We start from the raw sequence: 17,940 nt of genomic DNA on the forward strand, positions 1-17,940 counted from the left end.
GTCCCTCGCTGATCTCTCCGGAGATCGAACCTTGCTTTGAGTTATCAACCGCCCGGCTTCCTCATCGTCTGCCTGGCGACCGCTTTACGTTACCCGGTGCGCTTCGCGGTGTCAAACCCGCGCGCCCCGGCCGGTGTGCGCTCCGTGGAGTTCGTCTCCGTCCTCCCGGGCGCTCCCGCCACCGTCCTCGCCAGGCTCATGCGTCCTGGTCCGTCCGGCTTTCCGTGCGGCAAAGAGAAAGTTACGCACACTCTGCGTCAAAGTCAAATCGCCTGGTCAGAGTCTTGACGCCGCACGGACAGCCGATCGTGGCTACTTCTGCTTCGGTCGCAGCCAGAGCTTCACGGTGTTCGCCGAACCGGCCGCGTTGATCGCTTCCAGCAGGTCAGACGCACCGACCGGGCGAGTTCGGCCGACCGGCACCAGGTCGTAGCCCCAGGTTCCGAACTCGCGGAGCGCCGCCGCCGGATCGTCGCCCAGTTGGCTGATTGCCGCCGGTGTGAAGGAGCACACGATCGACGGCCGGTCGCGACGGAGCAGGCGGACCAGGCCGCCGAGCACCCGGTGGACGCGGGCACCGACGTCGACGTGCACCACGGAGAGCTTCAGGTCCTGGAGGGCCGCGTGGCCTTCCAGTTCCCGGTCCAGGCGGATGCCGCGCACCGACGCTTCCTCGCCGTTCTCCGCCGGCTGCACCGACAGTCCTCCGGCGAGCGAGGCTTCCGAGGTCATGTCGCACGGCGCGTCCCAGGCCGCGCCTTCCAGGAGCACCATGCGGTGACCCCACGCGGCCGGGACGTTGACCTGGACGTTGTGCTTGAGCAGGTTCGCGCTGCGCGGGCACGGTTCCACCGCGACTACGGCTCCGCTGTTGCCGAGCCTGCTGAGCACGCGGACCGTCTGGTAGCCGACGTAGGCGCCGATGTCGAGGAAGATGCCGTCCGGCTCCAGCAGGGAGTCGATCAGCGTCGAGACGTCGCTGTCCCAGGTCGGGTGCGAGGACAGCCAGGGCAGCATGAAGCTGTCGTCGGCGGGCAACCGCAGCAGACCCGCATCGCAGAGCACCGGTGTCGTGGTGCCGTCGCCCGCTCCCGTGCTGCGCTCGTGCTCGCGCAGCAGGATGCGCTGCAGGACGTCGGTGCGCTGCAGGGCGTTCGCTGCGTCGGCAGATGCCGCGCGCACGGAGGCTTCGACGTTCTGGTCGGGTTTCTTGCGCTTCTCCAGCGCGTCCATCCGGTCGAGGATGCGCTCGACCGCGCCGGTCAGGCTGTCCAGTCGTTCGGCGAGGGCGTCCACCCTGCGGTCGTCGACGGCCGGGCCGCTTTCGAGCTCGCGCAGCCTGCGGTGCTGCTCGGCCAGGTCGGCGCGAGCCCGGACCACACCGTCCTCGGTACCCATGAGCTGCGCACCGAGCTGGTCCTGGCGCTGGGCGAACTGGGCGAGCTCGGCGCGCATCGCTTCCACATCGCCGTCTGCGTCCGCCTCGTACTGGCGGCGCAGCAGTTCCGACGCGGTCTGCTCGACGCCGTCGACCAGCGAGCGCATGACGTCGCGGATGTGCTCGTCGTAGTGGCTGAGGGCCTTGAGCACCGCCTTGCGCAGCGCCGGGGCCATCGCGTTGCGGCTGCTTACTCCCGCGTCCGGGGCCCGGTGCAGCGCGTGGCGAGCCACGAGCAGCGGGCGCAGCGGGTCGTCGAACTGGCCGTGGCGATCGGTGGACCACTTCGTGCGCCAGTTCCGGTAGGCGTGCTCGACGCGTTCGCGCAGTCGCGCGCCTGCCCGGGCCACGGTGTGCGTGGCGAGCAGGTTCTCGCGCGCCACCGCACCGAAGGCCGCTGTCGCGTCGGCGTCGTCGGCGGCCTCGCGGAGCAGTTCCGCCGCCGCGTCGATGTCGGGCTCGCCCGGGCCTTGGCAGGGCACGAGGCGGGCCGCTTCCGCGCCGAGGATCTCGGCGACCGCGCCGTGGTCGCCGGCGATCACCGGTACCCCGTGGGCGGCGACTTCGAGCAGGCGCAGGACGTGGTCGTCGGTTGCGCCGCCTCGGTGCAGCGAGGCGAAGCAGTCCGCTGCGGACAGCAGTCCGCGGAGCTCGGGAGCGTCCTCGACGAGCTGGATGCGCGGATCGGCCGCGGTGGCCAGGCGCAGGCGCTCGGCCGCCTCGGGGAAGTCCCCCGCGCCGATGACGCCGATCAGCAGGCGCACGTCGGTGCGCTCCGGGAAGGCCGAGAGGAAGGCGCTGACCACGCCCAGCACGTTGTCCGCGCGCTCCGCGGCGTGATCCGCGCAGGTGGTGATCACGAACTCGTCGGACAGGCCGAGCCGGGCGCGCGCGCCCTTCCGCGTCGGCAGGTCCACCAGCTCGCGCTCGGGCGCGGGCAGTGTGATCACCCTGGTCTTCGCGCCGCTGCGACGGGCCACCGCCCGGCTGCTCTCGGAGAGCACCCAGGTCTCGGCGACGTCGTCGGATCCGGCCGTGCCGGTGTGCACGTCGATCACGTACCGGCCTGCCGGCACCGGCAGGCCGGGTGTGCAGCGCAGGACGACCGGGTAGTAGGCGGTGTCCGCGGAGGGCAGGCCCGATGCGCGGACCGCGTCCCGCACCAGCTCGGCGAGCGGGCCCTCGCCCAGGACCGCCACCCCGAGCTGGTCGACCAGGGCCGCTCGGTTGTCGATGCGGCGGTGCACCGCCTCGGCCGGGACGCGGCCGCTGGCCACCCCGACCCCGACGCACCACTCGTGGAAGGACTCCGCGTCGGCGCCGAACGGGTCCGGGTAGTCGCGGCGCAGGATCGGGTCGTCGGCCCACACCGCCGCCGTCCAGCGGGACGCGCCCGCCGCGCGCTGCTGGTCGTCAGCCGGGGCGCAGGCCCACTCCTGGAACTCCGGCAGCGCGTCCTGCTCGAACGGGCTCGGCGGGGCCTCTCCGTCGAGCCAGGCCGCGAGGTACTCACCGCGCAGGGTTGTCGGGAGCACCACGCCGTCGGGCAGCGCGTCGAACGGGTGCGGCTGTTCGCGGGTGTACCCCGCTTCCACCAGTGCGTTGCGGTAGCCGGCGCACAACCCGGCGAGGGTTTGGTGCTCGGACAGCAGGATGCGCGGGCGGTCGGCGTAGGCCGTGGACAGCAGCCAGGGCCGCTGCGGTTGGAAGCCGTCGAAGTGGACGCTGCGCAGCACCGCGCCGTCCACCGTGTGCTTGCCGTCGCTGTTGACCGAGAGAGCGCGCTGCCCCGCGTTCCACACCGAGAGGCCGACGCCGGGATCGCGGATCACCTTGTGGTCGACGAGCGCCGGGGCGTCGTCGAGCACCGGGGTGGCCATCGTCGGATCGCTGCGCAGCTGCTCCACCCAGGTCGTCAGCAGCTGTTCGGCGCCGGGGCGGACGGCGAACACGCTCGGGTCGAAGGTGCCGGACTCGGCCAGGTCCGCCGGGCTGGGGCGCAGGCCGTCCACCGCGAGCGGGCGCAGCACGCGCGGCACCAGCGCGACCGGGCGGTCCGGGGTCAGGCCGGTCAGCAGGTCGTCGAAGCGGCCGAAGACCTGCACCGACGGCTCGAAGTACAACGTGGTGTGACCGGTCTTGAGCAGGTGCTGCAGGAACCGCGGGCGCAGCACGGTGCGCAGCTGCTCCGCGGTGCACCCGACGGCCAGCCGGGCGAACTCCTGCGGGTCGATGCCGATGTCGGAGACCGACAGCGCGTCGGCCTCACCGTGTCCCGGCTGATCGACCAGCAGCAGCGCGAACCGGGCGTCCGGGTGGTGGCGGCGGAAGCTGTCCCGCAGGACCCTGGCGGCCGGGAGCTGGTCGGGGCAGGCCAAGGTGCACCCGAGCAGCGTGCCCGCGTCCCGCTCCCCCGGCGTCTCCGCCGGCCACTCCGGCTCGAACAGCTCCGCGGACTGCTCCAGCACACCGGACTGCAGGGAGGACTCCACCTCGGGGCTCCCCGCGCTGATCGGATCGTGCTTCGCCTGCGAATCAGTCACGGGCGCAACCTATCGCTACCCGAGCACCGACCAGAAGACCAACCCCACCCGCCACAGCAGCGGTGCCGAAGCCGCTCGTCGGCGGCCTCCCGACACGCCGGGGCGCGTCGGGAGGGCACCTCTCCGCGTCTTCGAAACGCCGGAGGCGTTTGGCCCATCCTCGGCGCTTGCACCGCCGCGGGTTCTCAGCGTTCGCCTGGCGAGGACAGCCCGAGCGCCGTGTATCGGACATACATCAGTCCGGGATCCCGGAGAGGTTCCGCCACCCGCACCGCCACGCAGAACGAGCCTGGAAAACCACATTCGATCAGAGCATCGGCATGAGGGTTTTGAGCTCGTAGGGCGTGACGTGGCTCCGGTAGGCGTTCCACTCCTCCCGCTTGTTGCGCAGGAAGAAGTCGAAGACGTGCTCGCCGAGGGTTTCGGCGACCAGCTCGGAGGACTCCAGCTCGCTCAGCGCCTCGTTGAGGTTCTGCGGCAGGTTGGCGTAACCGGCCGCCTTGCGCTCGCGCTCGGTCAGGCCCCACACGTCGTCCTCGGTGGCCGGCGGCAGCTCGTAGCCCTTGTCCACGCCGCGCAGGCCCGCCGCGAGGATCACCGCGTAGGCCAGGTACGGGTTGCAGGCCGAATCGAGGTTCCGGACCTCGACCCGCCGGGAGGAGGCCTTGCCCGGCGAGTACATCGGCACCCGGACCAGGGCGGACCGGTTCGCGTGGCCCCAGCACACCGCCGTCGGCGCCTCACCGCCGACGACCAGCCGCTTGTAGGAGTTGACCCACTGGTTGGTCACCGCGCTGATCTCGCGGGCGTGGTGCAGGATGCCTGCCACGAAGGCACGCCCCACGTCGGAGAGCTCGAAGGGGTTCTCCGGGTGGTAGAAGGCGTTCTGGTCGCCCTCGAAGAGGCTGAAGTGGGTGTGCATGCCGGAGCCGGGCTGCGCGCTGAACGGCTTCGGCATGAACGAGGCGCGCACGCCCTGCGTGATCGCGACCTCCTTGACCACGTACCGGAAGGTCATCACGTTGTCGGCCATGGTCAGCGCGTCGGCGTAGCGCAGGTCGATCTCCTGCTGGCCGGGCGCGCCCTCGTGGTGGCTGAACTCCACCGAGATGCCCATCGCCTCCAGCGTTTCGATGGCGTTGCGCCGGAAGTGCGGGGCGGCGTCGTGGCTGGCCTGGTCGAAGTAGCCGCCGGAGTCGGCCGGGACCGGCTCGGAACCGTCGTCGGGCAGGTTCTTGAGCAGGAAGAACTCGATCTCGGGGTGCACGTAGCAGGTGAAGCCCGATTCGGTCGCGCGGGCCAGGGTCCGGCGCAGCACGTGGCGCGGGTCCGACCAGCACGGCGAGCCGTCGGGCATGTGGATGTCGCAGAACATCCGGGCCGAGTAGTGCTCCCCGTCGGCGGTCTCCCAGGGCAGCACCTGGAAGGTGGCCGGGTCGGGCTTGGCGACCATGTCCGATTCGTAGATCCGGGCGAAGCCCTCGATGGCCGAGCCGTCGAACCCGATCCCCTCGGCGAAGGCCCCTTCCAGCTCCGCGGGCGAGATCGCCACCGACTTGAGCATGCCGAGGACGTCGGTGAACCACAGCCGCACGAAGCGGATGTCACGTTCCTCCAAGGTGCGGAGCACGAACTCCTGCTGGCGGTTCATGCTCGCAGCCTAAGAGTTCGAGCGCCGGATCGCGTAACTGGTCCGCGAACCCCCGGTTACCCGAATCCGAGGGCCGCGATCATGAGCGGCAGGACGAGCGCGATCAGGACCGCGCCGGCCACGTCGAAGACCACCCCGGAGCGGATCATCTTGGTGATCGGCACCGCTCCCGAGCCGTAGACCACGGCGTTCTGCGGCGTCGACACCGGCAGCATGAAGCCGAAGGACGCGGCGAAGGTGGCCGCCAGCGCGGGTACGAACGGGTTGACGCCGGCCGCGACGGCGATCGGGATGACGATCGGCACCACCACGGCCGCTGCGGCGGTGTTCGACGTCGTCTCGGAGATCAGCACCGCCAGCGCGATGGCGAAGACGGTGATCGCGACGATGCTGGAGAAGCCCAGCGCGGCGGCCGCGCCCTGGCCGATGGTCTGGGCGAGCTCGGTGTCGGCGAGCAGGGAGCCGAAGATGATGCCGGTGCCGAACAGCACCACGGTGCCCCAGTCGATGCGGCTGGCCTCGGTCCAGGTGAGCGTGAAGCGGCGCTTCGCCCAGTCGGTCGGCAGCAGGAACAGCAGCGCGGCCCCGAGCACGGCGACGATGCCCTCGTCGAGCCGGTCGCTGACCAGGTCGTAGGCGGCCGAGTCGTTGCCCGCGACCAGCGCGACCACGCCGGGCGTCACCCACAGCACGACGGTCGTGGCGAAGGCGATCAGGGTGTTCTTCTCCGCCCGCGAGAGCTTGCCGAGCTTGGCCCGCTCGGCGGCGACGTACTCCTCGACCCCGGTCAGCTTGTTGATCTCGGGCCGGTTGAGCAGCAGCAGGACCGCTGCCAGCACCACGAACATCAGCAGGCAGATCGGCGCGGCCATCGCCATCCACTGCAGGAAGGAGATGCGCTGGCCGGTGGCCTCCTCGATCAGCCCGCGGCCGATCAGGTTGGGCGGCGAGCCGATCGGGGTGAGCAGGCCCCCGACGCTGGCGCCGTAGGCGAGCATCAGCATCAGCGCGACGCCGACGCGCAGCCGCAGCGGGTCGAACGGGGCGCCGTCGGGCAGCTGCTTGCGGACCAGTTCGGCGATGACCGCGAGGATGCCGACCGCGGTGGGCAGCAGCATCGCGACGGTCGCGGTGTTGGAGACCACCGCCGACAGCAGGCAGGTGATCACCCCGAAGGCGATGATCACCCGCGCGGCGCTGCGGCCGACGCCGGGCAGCGACAGGATCGTGAACGCGAACCGCCTGGCCACGCCGTGCCGGAGCATCGCCTGCGCGAGGATGAACGCGCCGATGAAGGTGAACACGGTGGAGGAGCCGAACGGCGCGAGCACGTCGTCGGGCGGCATGACGCCGAGGACCACGATCGCGCCGACGCCGATGAGGCCGCCCACCGGGATCGGCACCGGTTCGCAGACCCACAGCACGATGACGCCGAGGAGCACCGCGGCGAGCTTGTGCTGGGCCGGTTCGAGCTGGGTGGGGATCAGCAGGAAGAGGATCGTCAGCGCCGGGGCCAGGAACAGCCCGATGGTGCGGCGGGCCCGCTCGAACCGCTCCTCGGCCGGGGAGAGGACCTGTTCGCCCAGGCCACGGTACGTGCTGCCGGACAGCAGCACCGACGTCACGCTCTGCTCGCGCCCACCGTCCGCTTTGTCCATTCCAAGACGATAGGCGCAGTGTGATCTGATTCACCATAGTCCGTTCGGCCGCCGTGCTGGTCGGGCGAACGGACTACGGCCGGTCACTTCTCCGCGCAGCGAGCTCCGTTCGCCGGGACGGTCAGGTCGATCAGGTACTTCGTGGCCGTGTCGTCGACGCAGGTGACGCCCTGCAGGAAGACCGTGTGCCGGGTGCCCTCGTAGGTGAGCAGGTGGCCGTGCAGCGCCTCGGCCAGCTTGACGCCCGCGGCGTAGGGCGTGGCCGGGTCGCCGGTCGTGGAGATCACCAGCGTCGGGGGCAGCGCGCCCACCTCGGGCGCGGTCGGCTCGCCGGTGACCGGGACCGGCCAGAACGCGCACATGTCGCGCGCCGCGCTCGGCGGGTTGCCGTCGTCCAGGAAAGGCGCCGCCTCGCGGTAGCGGCGGTCGGCCTCGCGGCGCTGCTCCGGGTCCAGGACGCGCTGGTCGTCGACGCAGTGCACGGCGTCGAAGGCGTCGTTGGTGTTGGGGTACCGGCCTTGCTCGTCGCGGCTGAAGTAGCTGTCGGCGAGCGTGAGCAGGCTCCGGCCGCTGCCCTGGCGCAGCTCGGCGAGCCCGCCGTCGAGCTGGTCCCAGAGGCTGGGCGCGTAGAGCGCCTGGATGGCCGCCATCGTGGCGTCCGAATAGGACAGCTCGCGGCCGTCGCCCGCGCGCACCGGGTCGTCGGCCAGCGGGCGGACGATCTGCTGGAACTGCGCCGACGCGGCCTTCGGGTCGTGGCCCAGCGAGCACTGCTGGCGCGCCGCGCACCAGGCCGCGAAACCGTCGAAGGCCTGCTGGAACCCGGCGCCCTGGGCCACCAGCGTGTCGATCGCCGACTGACCCGGGTCGATCGCGCCGTCGAGCACCATCGCCCGCACGTTGCCGGGGAACTGCTCGGCGTACTCCGCGCCGATCCGGGTGCCGTAGGAGTAACCGAGGTAGCTGAGCTTCTGGTCGCCCAGCGCCGAGCGGAGCACGTCCATGTCCTTGGCGACGTCGCGGGTGCCGACGTTGGCCAGCAGCTTGGCGCTGGTGCGCTCGGCGCACTTGCCCGCGTAGTCGCGCTCCTCCTGCTCGGTCTCCGCGACCCCGCTCGGCGAGGTGTCCGCGTCGGAGTCCAGCCGCTTGGCGTCGCGCTCCTGGTCGGTCAGGCAGCGCACCGCGGGCTCGGAGGCGCCGATGCCGCGCGGGTCGAAGCCGATCAGGTCGAACCGCTCGCCCAGCGCGGAGTCGCGCACCGAACCCGCCAGGCTCGCCGCCGTGCTCATCCCGGACGCTCCCGGGCCACCGGGGTTGATCAGCAGTGAACCGACCTTCTGCGGCTGGTCGGTGGCCGGGTTGCGCAGGACGCCGATGGTGACCACCTCGCCCTGCGGGTCGGCGTAGTCCATCGGGACCGCCACGCGCGCGCACTCCAGGCCGGGGTCGGCGTAGGAGGCCCGGTCGCTCTCGGACGTGGCGAAGGGCGCGCACGGGCCCCAGTTCAGCGGCTGCCCGTAGTACCGCTCCAGACCGGGCGGCACAGGCCCGGCCGGTCCCTTCTGATCGATGTGCGGCTGCAGCGGCGGAGGCGTCTGCTCCGGCAGGCTGCACGCGGCGGCGCTGAGCACGGCGAGCGCGGAGAGCACGGTCAGTAGGCGGTTCACCACTGGATCGTGACATGCACGAGCCGGTGTGAGTCGCGCCGGGCGGGACGACACCGCCCGGTCGGGTGCGCGAAGATGGGCGCATGCCCCAGTTGCGCATCGCACTCGCACAGGTCAACGCATGCGTCGGCGACATCGCCGGGAACAGCTCGATGGTCCTGGAGTGGACCCACCGAGCCGTCCAGGAGGGCGCCCACCTGGTGGTCTTCCCCGAGATGGTGCTGCCCGGCTACCCGGTCGAGGACCTCGCGCTGCGCAAGTCGTTCGCGGCGGCCAACCTCGCCGAGGTCGAGCAGCTCGCGCGCCGGTTGCAGGACTCCGGTTGCGGGGACGCGCTGGTGGTCGTCGGGCACCTCGGCCGCGACGACGAGGGCCCGCGCAACTCCGCGTCGCTGCTCTACGGCGGCGAGGCCGTGGCGACCTACCACAAGCACCACCTGCCGAACTACGGCGTGTTCGACGAGGCCCGCTACTTCGCGCCCGGTTTCGACCTGCCGATCGTGCGGTTCCACGGGCTCGACGTCGGCGTGGTGATCTGCGAGGACATCTGGCAGAACGGCGGCCCGGTGGCGGCGCTGGGCCAGGTCGGCGTGGACCTCGTGGTGTGCCTCAACGGCTCGCCCTACGAGCGCGCCAAGGACGACGTCCGGACGCCGCTGGTGGTGCGGCGGGTCGCGGAGGCCGGGGCGCCGATGGCCTACGTCAACCTGGTCGGCGCGCAGGACGAGCTGGTCTTCGACGGCGACTCGATGATCGCCGCGGCCGACGGCGAGATCACCGCGCGGGCGCCGCAGTTCACCGAGCACCTGCTGGTGCAGGACCTGGAGCTGACCGCGGGCGGCCACACCTCGACGACCGTGCCCGCCGAGCCGGGCCCGATGCGGATGCCCGCCTTCGACGTGCAGCGGATCGTGCTGCAGCCCGAGCCGCTGCCGGGCTACCAACCGCTGCCGCCTGCTCCCCCGGCCGAACCGCTCGACGACGAGGCCGAGGTGTGGGGCGCGCTGGTCACCGGGTTGCGGGACTACGTGCACAAGAACGGCTTCCGCTCGGTGACCTTCGGGTTCTCCGGCGGCATCGACTCGGCGGTCGTCGCGGCGCTGGCCGCCGACGCGCTCGGCGCGGACTCGGTGCACGGCGTCTCGATGCCGTCGAACTACTCCTCCGAGCACTCCCGGTCCGACGCCGCCGAGCTGGCCGAGCGCATCGGCTGCCACTTCGAGGTGCAGCCGATCGCCGACATGGTCGAGGTGTACGTGCGGCAGCTGGGGCTGACCGGGCTGGCGGAGGAGAACGTGCAGGCGCGCGCCCGCGGCGTGCTGCTGATGGCGCTGTCCAACCAGCGCGGGCACCTGGTGCTGGCGACCGGGAACAAGACCGAGCTGGCGGTGGGCTACTCCACCATGTACGGCGACGCGGTGGGCGCCTTCGCGCCGATCAAGGACGTGCCGAAGACGCTGGTGTGGAGGCTGGCGCAGTGGCGCAACAAGGTCGCGGAGAAGCGCGGCGAGGTGCCACCGATCCCGGAGAACTCGATCACCAAGCCGCCGTCGGCGGAGCTGCGGCCGGATCAGGTCGACCAGGACTCGCTGCCCGAGTACGACGTGCTCGACGTGGTGCTGGACGGCTACGTGGAGAGCGACCGCAGCTACGCGGAGCTGATCGCCGAGGGCTTCGACGCCGAGCTGGTCGAGCGGGTGCTGCAGATGGTGGACCGCGCCGAGTACAAGCGACGGCAGTACCCGCCGGGCACCAAGATCACGTTCAAGGCGTTCGGCCGGGACCGGCGGCTGCCGCTGACCAACCGGTGGCGCGAGATCGCTCCGTGACGACTTCGGTCCGGCCAGGCGCCCGAGCTGGCCTTGGGCGCGCGGGGAACGCGATTTCAATGGAAATCGGATACCTGATTTCCATTGAAATTGCGTACTTCCCGACACGGCCCGGCGTGTCGGGTGCCCGACACGCCGGGGTGTTGCGCGATTTCAATGGAAATCGGACGTCTGATTTCCATTGAAATCGCGGCAGTCTGCGAGCTGAGGAGGATCATCCGGTGTGGGCCGTGCACGCCTTGTGCACCGCGGACGGACGTCTCGTGGTGTGGGCGGAGGATTCCGGGCTGCCGGCGCGGATTCCCGGGCGCGCGCCGCGGGGCCCGCTGGCGCACCCGTTCGCGGCCGCGGGCGAGGCGCTGCGGGATGCGTTCGGGGAGCAGAGCAAGATCGACTCCGTTCGGATCCAGCTGCCGTCCTACGCCTCCGCACCGGCCCCGTCTCCCGAGCTCGTCCGGGATCCGCTGACCGCCGGGCCGGCACCGCGCGGGAAGCTGCGGGTGCGTGAGTGGCTGGTCCCCGCCGTGTCGTGCAACCCGGCGACGGTGCTCGAGCTGCTGGACGAGGACATGCCCGGGTGCCGGCTGGGAACCTCGGCGCGGTTCCTGCGCGGCCTCGCCGAGTGGGCGGAGCAGCTGGTGTCGGGCGGGCGGGTGCTGCCCGCGCTGGTCGACGTGGACGAATGGCCTACCGCGCGGTGGCGGCCCGCGCTCTCCAGCACGGATTCGGCGCACTTCGTGGCGCTGCGCGACGCGATGCCACCGGCGTTTCGTTGCGAGCGCGGCGACGCACCGGCCGATGTCCTGCGCACCGCGCTGAACTCGCTGGTCGACGGCATCGTGCGCAGCCGGGTGGCCGATCTCGAGCTGACCTCCGGCCGGACCGCGGCGGCGACGTGGCTGCGGGCGCTGACCGGTGAGCCGCGCTTCGACAGCGCCGAGGGGCAGGTCCGGAAGCTGGCTCGGCAGCTGGACACCTGGCGGGCCAGCGGAGGCGGGCAGAACCCGGTGCGGACCTGCTTCCGGTTGCACGCTCCCGAGGACGACGAGGACTGGCGCCTGGAGTTCTTGCTGCAGGCCGTGGACGACCCGAGCGTGCTGGTGTCGGCGAACGAGGTGTGGCGGGCCGACAGCCGGGTCCTGCAGCGCTGGGTCGACGAGCCCGAGGAGCTGCTGCTCACCGATCTCGGCGCGGCCGGGCGGATCTTCCCCGCGCTCGACGCGGCGCTGCGCGTGCCGCACCCGAGCGAGCTGCTGCTGGACGCCGACGGCGCCTACGAGTTCCTGACCAGCGCGACGCTGCTGGACCAGGCGGGTTTCGGCGTGCTGCTGCCGTCCTGGTGGGGGCGGCAGGAGGAGCTCGGGCTGAAGCTGACCGCGACCAGCACGGGCACTGCGGGCGCGGTGACCAAGGAGTCCGGCGTCGGGCTGGCCGACCTGGTCGACTACCGCTGGGACCTGGCACTCGGCAACGAGCAGCTCACCGCTTCGGAGCTGGACGAGCTGGCCGCCGCGAAGGTGCCGCTGGTGCGGCTGCGCGGCCGGTGGGTCCGGATCGACCGCAAGCGGCTCGCGGCCGGGCTGGCGTTCCTGGAGCGCTCCGGAACCGGGCAGATGACCGCGGGCGAGGTGCTGCTGCAGGCCGGACTCCCGGCCGAGGACGCCGAACGGCCGATGCCGGTGGTGCAGGTCAGCGGGCGCGGCTGGGTCGGCGACCTGCTGTCCGGTCAGCTCGAACAGCACCTGGAGCCGGTGGAGCCGCCCGAGCAGTTCAACGCCGTGCTGCGCCCGTACCAGCGCCGCGGCCTGGCCTGGCTGGCGTTCCTGGACCGGCTCGGGCTCGGCGCTTGCCTCGCCGACGACATGGGCCTGGGCAAGACCGTGCAGCTGCTGGCGCTGGAGGCGCTGGTGCGCGCGGAGGGCCCGCGGACGCCGACGCTGCTGGTCTGCCCGATGTCGCTGGTCGGCAACTGGCAGCGGGAGGCCGCCAGGTTCGCGCCGACGCTGAAGGTGCACGTCCACCACGGCTCCGACCGGCTCACCGGTGAGGACCTGATGGAGGAGGTCGGCGGGCACGACCTGGTCATCACCACCTACCCGCTGGCCGCGCGGGATTCGGCCGTGCTGCGAGAAGTCCGGTGGGACCGGGTGGTGCTCGACGAGGCGCAGAACATCAAGAACAGCAACTCCCGGCAGGCCCGGGCGGTGCGCGGGCTGTCCGCGCGGCAGCGGATCGCGCTGACCGGGACCCCGGTGGAGAACCGGCTCGCCGAGCTGTGGTCCATCATGGACTTCGCCAACCCGGGAGCGCTCGGTTCGCTGAGCACCTTCCGGGCGCGGTTCGCGGTGCCGATCGAGCGCGACGGCGACACCGAGGCCGCGGCTCGGTTGCGGCGCGTCACCGGGCCTTTCGTGCTGCGGCGGCTGAAGACCGATCCGGCGATCATCGACGACCTGCCGGACAAGATCGAGATGAAGCAGCTGTGCAACCTCACCGCCGAGCAGGCCTCGCTGTACCAGGCGGTGGTGGACGACATGCTGGCGCGCATCGCCGACAGCGAGGGCATGGAGCGGCGCGGCCTGGTGCTGGCGACGATGTCGAAGCTCAAGCAGGTGTGCAACCACCCGGCGCAATTGCTCGGCGACGGCTCCCCGCTTCCCGACCGGTCGGGGAAGCTGGCGCGGCTGGAGGAGATCCTCGAATCGGTGCTGGCCGAGGGCGACAAGGCGCTGTGCTTCACGCAGTTCGCGGGTTTCGCCGGGATGCTGGTGCCGCACCTGGCCGCCCGCTTCGACACCGAGGTGCTGCTGCTGCACGGCGGCACGCCGAAGAGGGCCCGCGACGAGATGGTGCGCCGGTTCCAGGAGTCCGACGGCCCGTCGATCTTCCTGCTGTCGCTCAAGGCCGGTGGCACCGGGCTGACGCTGACCGCCGCCAACCACGTCATCCACCTGGACCGCTGGTGGAACCCGGCGGTCGAGGACCAGGCCACCGACCGCGCGTTCCGCATCGGGCAGCGCCGGGACGTGCAGGTCCGCAAGCTGACCTGCATCGGCACCCTGGAGGAGAAGATCGACCGGATGATGGCGGACAAGAAGGCGCTGGCGCAGCTGGTGGTCGGTTCCGGTGAGAACTGGCTGACCGAGCTGTCCACCAGCCAGCTGCGCGAGCTGGTGGCGCTGGAAGCGGAGGCCGTCGGTGGCTGACTGGTACGGAGGTTTTCCCAAGACCGGCAAGCCGATCCGCGTCGAGGGCGGGATCAAGGCGCGCAGCAAGCGCGGCGAGATCGCGCAGACCTGGTGGTCGCGCCGGTTCATCGAGGTGCTGGAGTCGTTCGGCATGGGCGGGCGGCTGCAGCGCGGCAAGAACTACGCGCGGGCCGGCCAGGTGCTGAACCTGACGCTGTCGACGAGCGTGGTGGTCGGGCTGGTGCAGGGCTCCCGGCCGGAGCCGTACCGGTCGCGCATCGGCATCAAGGCGTTCTCCTCGGCGGAGTGGGAGCAGGTCGAGCAGGCGCTGGCCGGTCAGGCGCTGTACGCGGCGAAGCTGCTGGCCGGGGAGATGCCGCCGGAGATCGAGGAGGTCTTCGCCGGGCTCGGCCTGGAGCTGTTCCCGACGACCATGCGGGAGCTGACGATGGACTGCTCCTGCCCGGACTGGGAGATCCCGTGCAAGCACCTCGCCGCGACCTGCTACCTGCTGGCGGAGTCCTTCGACGCGGACCCGTTCCAGATCCTCGCCTGGCGCGGCCGCTCCCGCGAGGAACTCCTGGACCGGCTGCGGTCGTTGCGCGGCACGACCGGCGGTCCGGCGGCGGAAGTCGAAGAGGCCGCACCGCTTTCGGAATCCCTGGAAACCTTCTGGGCGGCACCGGAACCCCCGGCGCCGCCTGCGGGCTTGGAGAGCACGGCGCCGGACGCGCTCCTCGACGAGCTCGAACCGCTGCCGGTCGAGATCGGCGGCGAGCAGGCGATCGACCTGCTGCGGCCCGCCTACCGCGCGATGGCCGCGCGTCAGGGCTGATGGACGGCGCGCCGCGTCTCGTACCAGTTCTCGCCGACGGGTTCGCCCGCGCTGCCGCGGCGGAAAATGCGTGGTCAGGTCGTCATGGATCTTGATAGCGTCGGCCGCATGGTCTCTCCCGCGCGTGATGCGGTCGTCGATGAGCTCGACGCCGCAGCGGACACCCTTGCCGCCGCCTTCGCCGACTACCCGTTCACCCGACACACGATCTCAGCCGACGACCACCTCGACCGGGTGCGCCGCACCCAGCGCATGTACCTGGAGCGGATCGGATTCCCGCAAGGCCAGGTGCACGTGTGCGGAGAGGCCGAGGCCGTGGCCGTCTGGACGACGCCGGCCACCGACCTGACGGTGTTCGCCGGAATGGCGGCGGAAGCGCAGGAGATCGCGGGAGACCGGGCTGAAGCGGCTGCCGCCGCCGAGCAGGCCATGGCGCCGCACCGACCGACCGAACCCGTGTGGTTCCTGGCCACCATCGGAGTCCGCCCCGGCCTGCAGGGCCGCGGACTCGGCCGAGCGGTCCTGGAACCGGGCCTGCGCGCGGCGGACGCCGCCGACGTCCCGTGCTTCCTGGAGACCTCGCTCGAATCGAACGTGGCCTTCTACCGCAAGCTGGGCTTCGAGGTGACCGCGGAGGTGGACCTCCCCGACGGCGGCCCCCGGACCTGGGCCATGCGCCGTCCCTCCCCCGGCCAGCGCGGGTGACGTGCTCCAGCCGACGTCGGGTTCGAGGTGCTCGGAGCGGCAGGAGCGGGGCGCGTTGACCGGGTTAAAGCGCACCGGGGTCGGCGCGTTCGGGAATCCGGGCCGTGCGCCGTCCCCGCTCGGCGCAGGGGCTTGACCTTCTCGCAGCGTCAACGTTTCTACTGACCGCATGCGAATCGGTGAGATCGCCGCCATGGTCGGGGTTTCCACCCGCGCCGTGCGCCACTACCACCACCAGGGCCTGCTGCCCGAACCGCAACGCCGGGCCAACGGCTACCGCCACTACGGCCTGCGCGATGCGATCGTGCTGGCGCGCATCCGCCGCCTGACCGAACTCGGGCTGAGCCTCGACGAGGTCCGCGACGCGCTGGCCGACGACGGCGGCCGCGAGCTGCGGGAGATCCTGGTCGACCTGGACCGCGAGCTGGCCGAGCAGGAACAGCGGATCCGCGATCGCCGCGCCCGGCTCGGCCTGCTCATCGAGCGCGCCGAACGCGGTGAGCTCGACGCGGACAGCGCTGTTTCACCCGGAACCGCAGAACTGCTGGCCGCGCTGAACACCACCGAGCCGGCATCGCCGATGGCCGTTCTGGAGCGGGAGTTGTTCGCGCTGATGGACACCACCGGCGGGGAGCAGCGCGACCAGGCGCTGGCGGTGGTTCTCCCCGCCATCGAGGACCCCGCCCTTCGCGCCCGTGGTCACGAGCTGCAGCGTCGGCTCGACGAACTGGCCGAGGCCGCCCCGGACGACCCACGGGTGGCGCCGCTGGCCGAGGAGCTGGCGGACAGCATCCCGGCCGAGGTCTCGGCGCTGATCGGCGACGACGACGCTGACAACTCCTTCAGCACGGCCTTGTTCGACTCGGTCGGGCCCGCTCGAGCGGAAGTGCTGCGCCGGGCCATCCGGCTGTTGGCCCAGCGGCCGCGCGACGAAGGCGATTTGCGGTGAGGAGGATCGCGGTCCGCCGGTGGGCGGCGAGTCTGTGGGCGTTCCTGCTGCGGCGCCGGATCGGCCTCGGCCCGGACGACGTCGAGCTCGGTTACGCACGCGAGCAGATTCCGGTGATGCTGATCCTGACGTTCGTGCTGGCGCTGGAAACCGCGGTGGTCGGGCTCCTCGTGCCGTGGCCGATCGTGCACGTGCTGGATGTCTGCGCGGTGCTGCAAGTCGTGGTCGCCCTGGCGGTCCTGGTCACCCGGCCGCACTTCGTGGGACGGGATCGGCTCGTGCTCCGCAACGGGGCCCGGTTCGAGCTGGAACTGCCCCTGACGTCGATCACCGCGGTCTCGGCCACCCGGAAGTCCCACCGAGGTGGCACCTTCCAGTTCCAGGACGACGTTGCGGAACTGGCCATCGTGGTGGGCGGCCAGACCAACGTGCTGGTCGAGCTCGCCGAGCCGGTCCTCGTCGCCCTGCCGAACGGCACGACCCGCGAGGTCGAACAGCTGCGGTTCCGAACCGACGAACCAGCGCGCGCGGTGACGGCGATCCGCGAAGCGGCTAACGGCCTGGCCGCTCCTGGCACGGCTCGTTAGGTGGTTCAGCTGACGCGGGGTTCGAAGTGGTCGGGCGGCTGGAGCGGAGTGCGCTCACCGGGTCGCAGCCGGCGGGGGGGCGTGACTTCCGCCAGTCGGAACGCCCAGAGGTCACCCACTTGCCGAACACCGCGCAATCGGAAGCAAGTGCGTGAACGGGCGCTACGGCCTTCGGCGCTGATCCGTGAACAGCGCCTTCTGGCCATGCTCGACGAGCACGGGCAGCGCGAGCGCAGAGGGTCTGCGCGCAGACCTCGGTCTCAGGATCCGATCCGGAGACCAGGCGCTTAGACGGCGGTGACCTTGCGGAGGTCTTCGACGGCCGACAGGATGTGCGATTCGAGATCGTGCTCGTCCGCGTCGGCGAGCCACTGGGCGAAGCCGAACCGAAATGCGGCTACTCCGGCTGCAGCGGCGAGAGCGGCCTGGGGCTCGGATGCTCCTCGGTCGCGCAGCGCCTGCGCCATCGCCGCGCTCAACTTCGCGATCTTGGCCAGTTCGCGTTCCTGCAAGTCGGGGTGAGCGTCGATCGCGCCCTGCCGGCTTCGGGCCAGGGCACGCCGCTCGTCGAACCACGCGGTGGTCGCCCCGAATGCGGTGACGATGGCCTCAAGCGGCGCCAGATCCGGTGGCGCTGCGACCAGGGCGTCGACAACCAGGGCGATGAACTGGTCCTGACCGGCGAAGAGCACTTCGCGCTTGTCGGCGAAGTACCGGAAGAAGGTGCGCTCGGTCAGTCCCGCGGACGCGGCGATCTCGGTAACGGTGATCCGGTCGTAGCCCCGGTCGGCGATCAGCTCCAGCGCGGCGCGCTGCAAGCGCCCCTCAGCATCCGGCTGCCAACGGCCCATTCCCGCAGTCTAGTGATGGCAGTCGTTGACATGAAGCGC

The 17,940-nt window shown here is 71.4% G+C and carries 11 protein-coding genes; 6 read left to right on the forward strand and 5 right to left on the reverse strand.

Annotated features, from left to right (window positions below):
• Positions 1 to 312 precede the first annotated feature (312 nt).
• The 4 genes from ATL45_RS03870 to ATL45_RS03885 form a co-directional block, all read right to left on the reverse strand.
• A complete protein-coding gene (locus ATL45_RS03870; protein ID WP_093151625.1) occupies positions 313 to 3,981 on the reverse strand; it encodes an FkbM family methyltransferase in 3,669 nt (1,222 codons plus the stop codon).
• Positions 3,982 to 4,288: 307 nt separating this feature from the next.
• The gene (gene glnA, locus ATL45_RS03875) at positions 4,289 to 5,632 is read right to left on the reverse strand and encodes a type I glutamate--ammonia ligase (protein ID WP_093151627.1); all 1,344 of its coding nucleotides are present in this window, start codon (positions 5,630 to 5,632) and stop codon (positions 4,289 to 4,291) included.
• A gap of 56 nt (positions 5,633 to 5,688) precedes the next feature.
• Positions 5,689 to 7,290, reverse strand: coding sequence for an SLC13 family permease (locus ATL45_RS03880; RefSeq protein WP_093151630.1), 1,602 nt, complete (start codon positions 7,288 to 7,290; stop codon positions 5,689 to 5,691).
• 83 nt (positions 7,291 to 7,373) lie between these two features.
• Positions 7,374 to 8,957: an alpha/beta hydrolase gene (locus tag ATL45_RS03885; protein ID WP_093151632.1), complete on the reverse strand. Its 1,584-nt coding sequence runs from the start codon at positions 8,955 to 8,957 to the stop codon at positions 7,374 to 7,376.
• 83 nt (positions 8,958 to 9,040) lie between these two features.
• Here ATL45_RS03885 and ATL45_RS03890 point away from each other — a divergent pair, with 83 nt between their 5' ends.
• The 6 genes from ATL45_RS03890 to ATL45_RS03915 all read left to right on the forward strand — a co-directional run bounded on the left by ATL45_RS03890 (position 9,041) and on the right by ATL45_RS03915 (position 17,050).
• Positions 9,041 to 10,786 carry an NAD+ synthase gene (locus tag ATL45_RS03890; RefSeq protein WP_093151635.1) on the forward strand — a complete coding sequence of 582 codons (1,746 nt, stop codon included), beginning with the start codon at positions 9,041 to 9,043 and terminating at the stop codon, positions 10,784 to 10,786.
• A 221-nt stretch (positions 10,787 to 11,007) separates the two neighbouring features.
• Positions 11,008 to 13,992 (forward strand): DEAD/DEAH box helicase, encoded by a 2,985-nt coding sequence (locus tag ATL45_RS03895; protein ID WP_093151637.1) that lies wholly within the window; start codon positions 11,008 to 11,010, stop codon positions 13,990 to 13,992.
• Entirely contained in the window at positions 13,985 to 14,809 is an 825-nt protein-coding gene (locus ATL45_RS03900; protein WP_093151640.1) for an SWIM zinc finger family protein, read from the forward strand. Before ATL45_RS03895 ends, ATL45_RS03900 begins: the two co-directional genes overlap by 8 nt.
• A gap of 108 nt (positions 14,810 to 14,917) precedes the next feature.
• Positions 14,918 to 15,514, forward strand: a complete 597-nt coding sequence (locus tag ATL45_RS03905; RefSeq protein ID WP_093151642.1) for a GNAT family N-acetyltransferase — start codon at positions 14,918 to 14,920, stop codon at positions 15,512 to 15,514.
• 169 nt (positions 15,515 to 15,683) lie between these two features.
• Entirely contained in the window at positions 15,684 to 16,463 is a 780-nt protein-coding gene (locus tag ATL45_RS03910) for a MerR family transcriptional regulator (protein ID WP_093151645.1), read from the forward strand.
• A complete protein-coding gene (locus ATL45_RS03915) occupies positions 16,460 to 17,050 on the forward strand; it encodes a hypothetical protein (RefSeq protein ID WP_093151647.1) in 591 nt (196 codons plus the stop codon). The genes ATL45_RS03910 and ATL45_RS03915 overlap by 4 nt, the downstream gene beginning before the upstream one ends.
• A gap of 287 nt (positions 17,051 to 17,337) precedes the next feature.
• Here the strand turns inward: ATL45_RS03915 and ATL45_RS03920 are convergent, their stop codons facing one another.
• Positions 17,338 to 17,901: a TetR/AcrR family transcriptional regulator gene (locus ATL45_RS03920; RefSeq protein ID WP_093151650.1), complete on the reverse strand. Its 564-nt coding sequence runs from the start codon at positions 17,899 to 17,901 to the stop codon at positions 17,338 to 17,340.
• Positions 17,902 to 17,940: the final 39 nt, after the last annotated feature.

Origin of the sequence: Saccharopolyspora antimicrobica (assembly GCF_003635025.1) — a bacterium.
Lineage (GTDB): Bacteria > Actinomycetota > Actinomycetes > Mycobacteriales > Pseudonocardiaceae > Saccharopolyspora > Saccharopolyspora antimicrobica.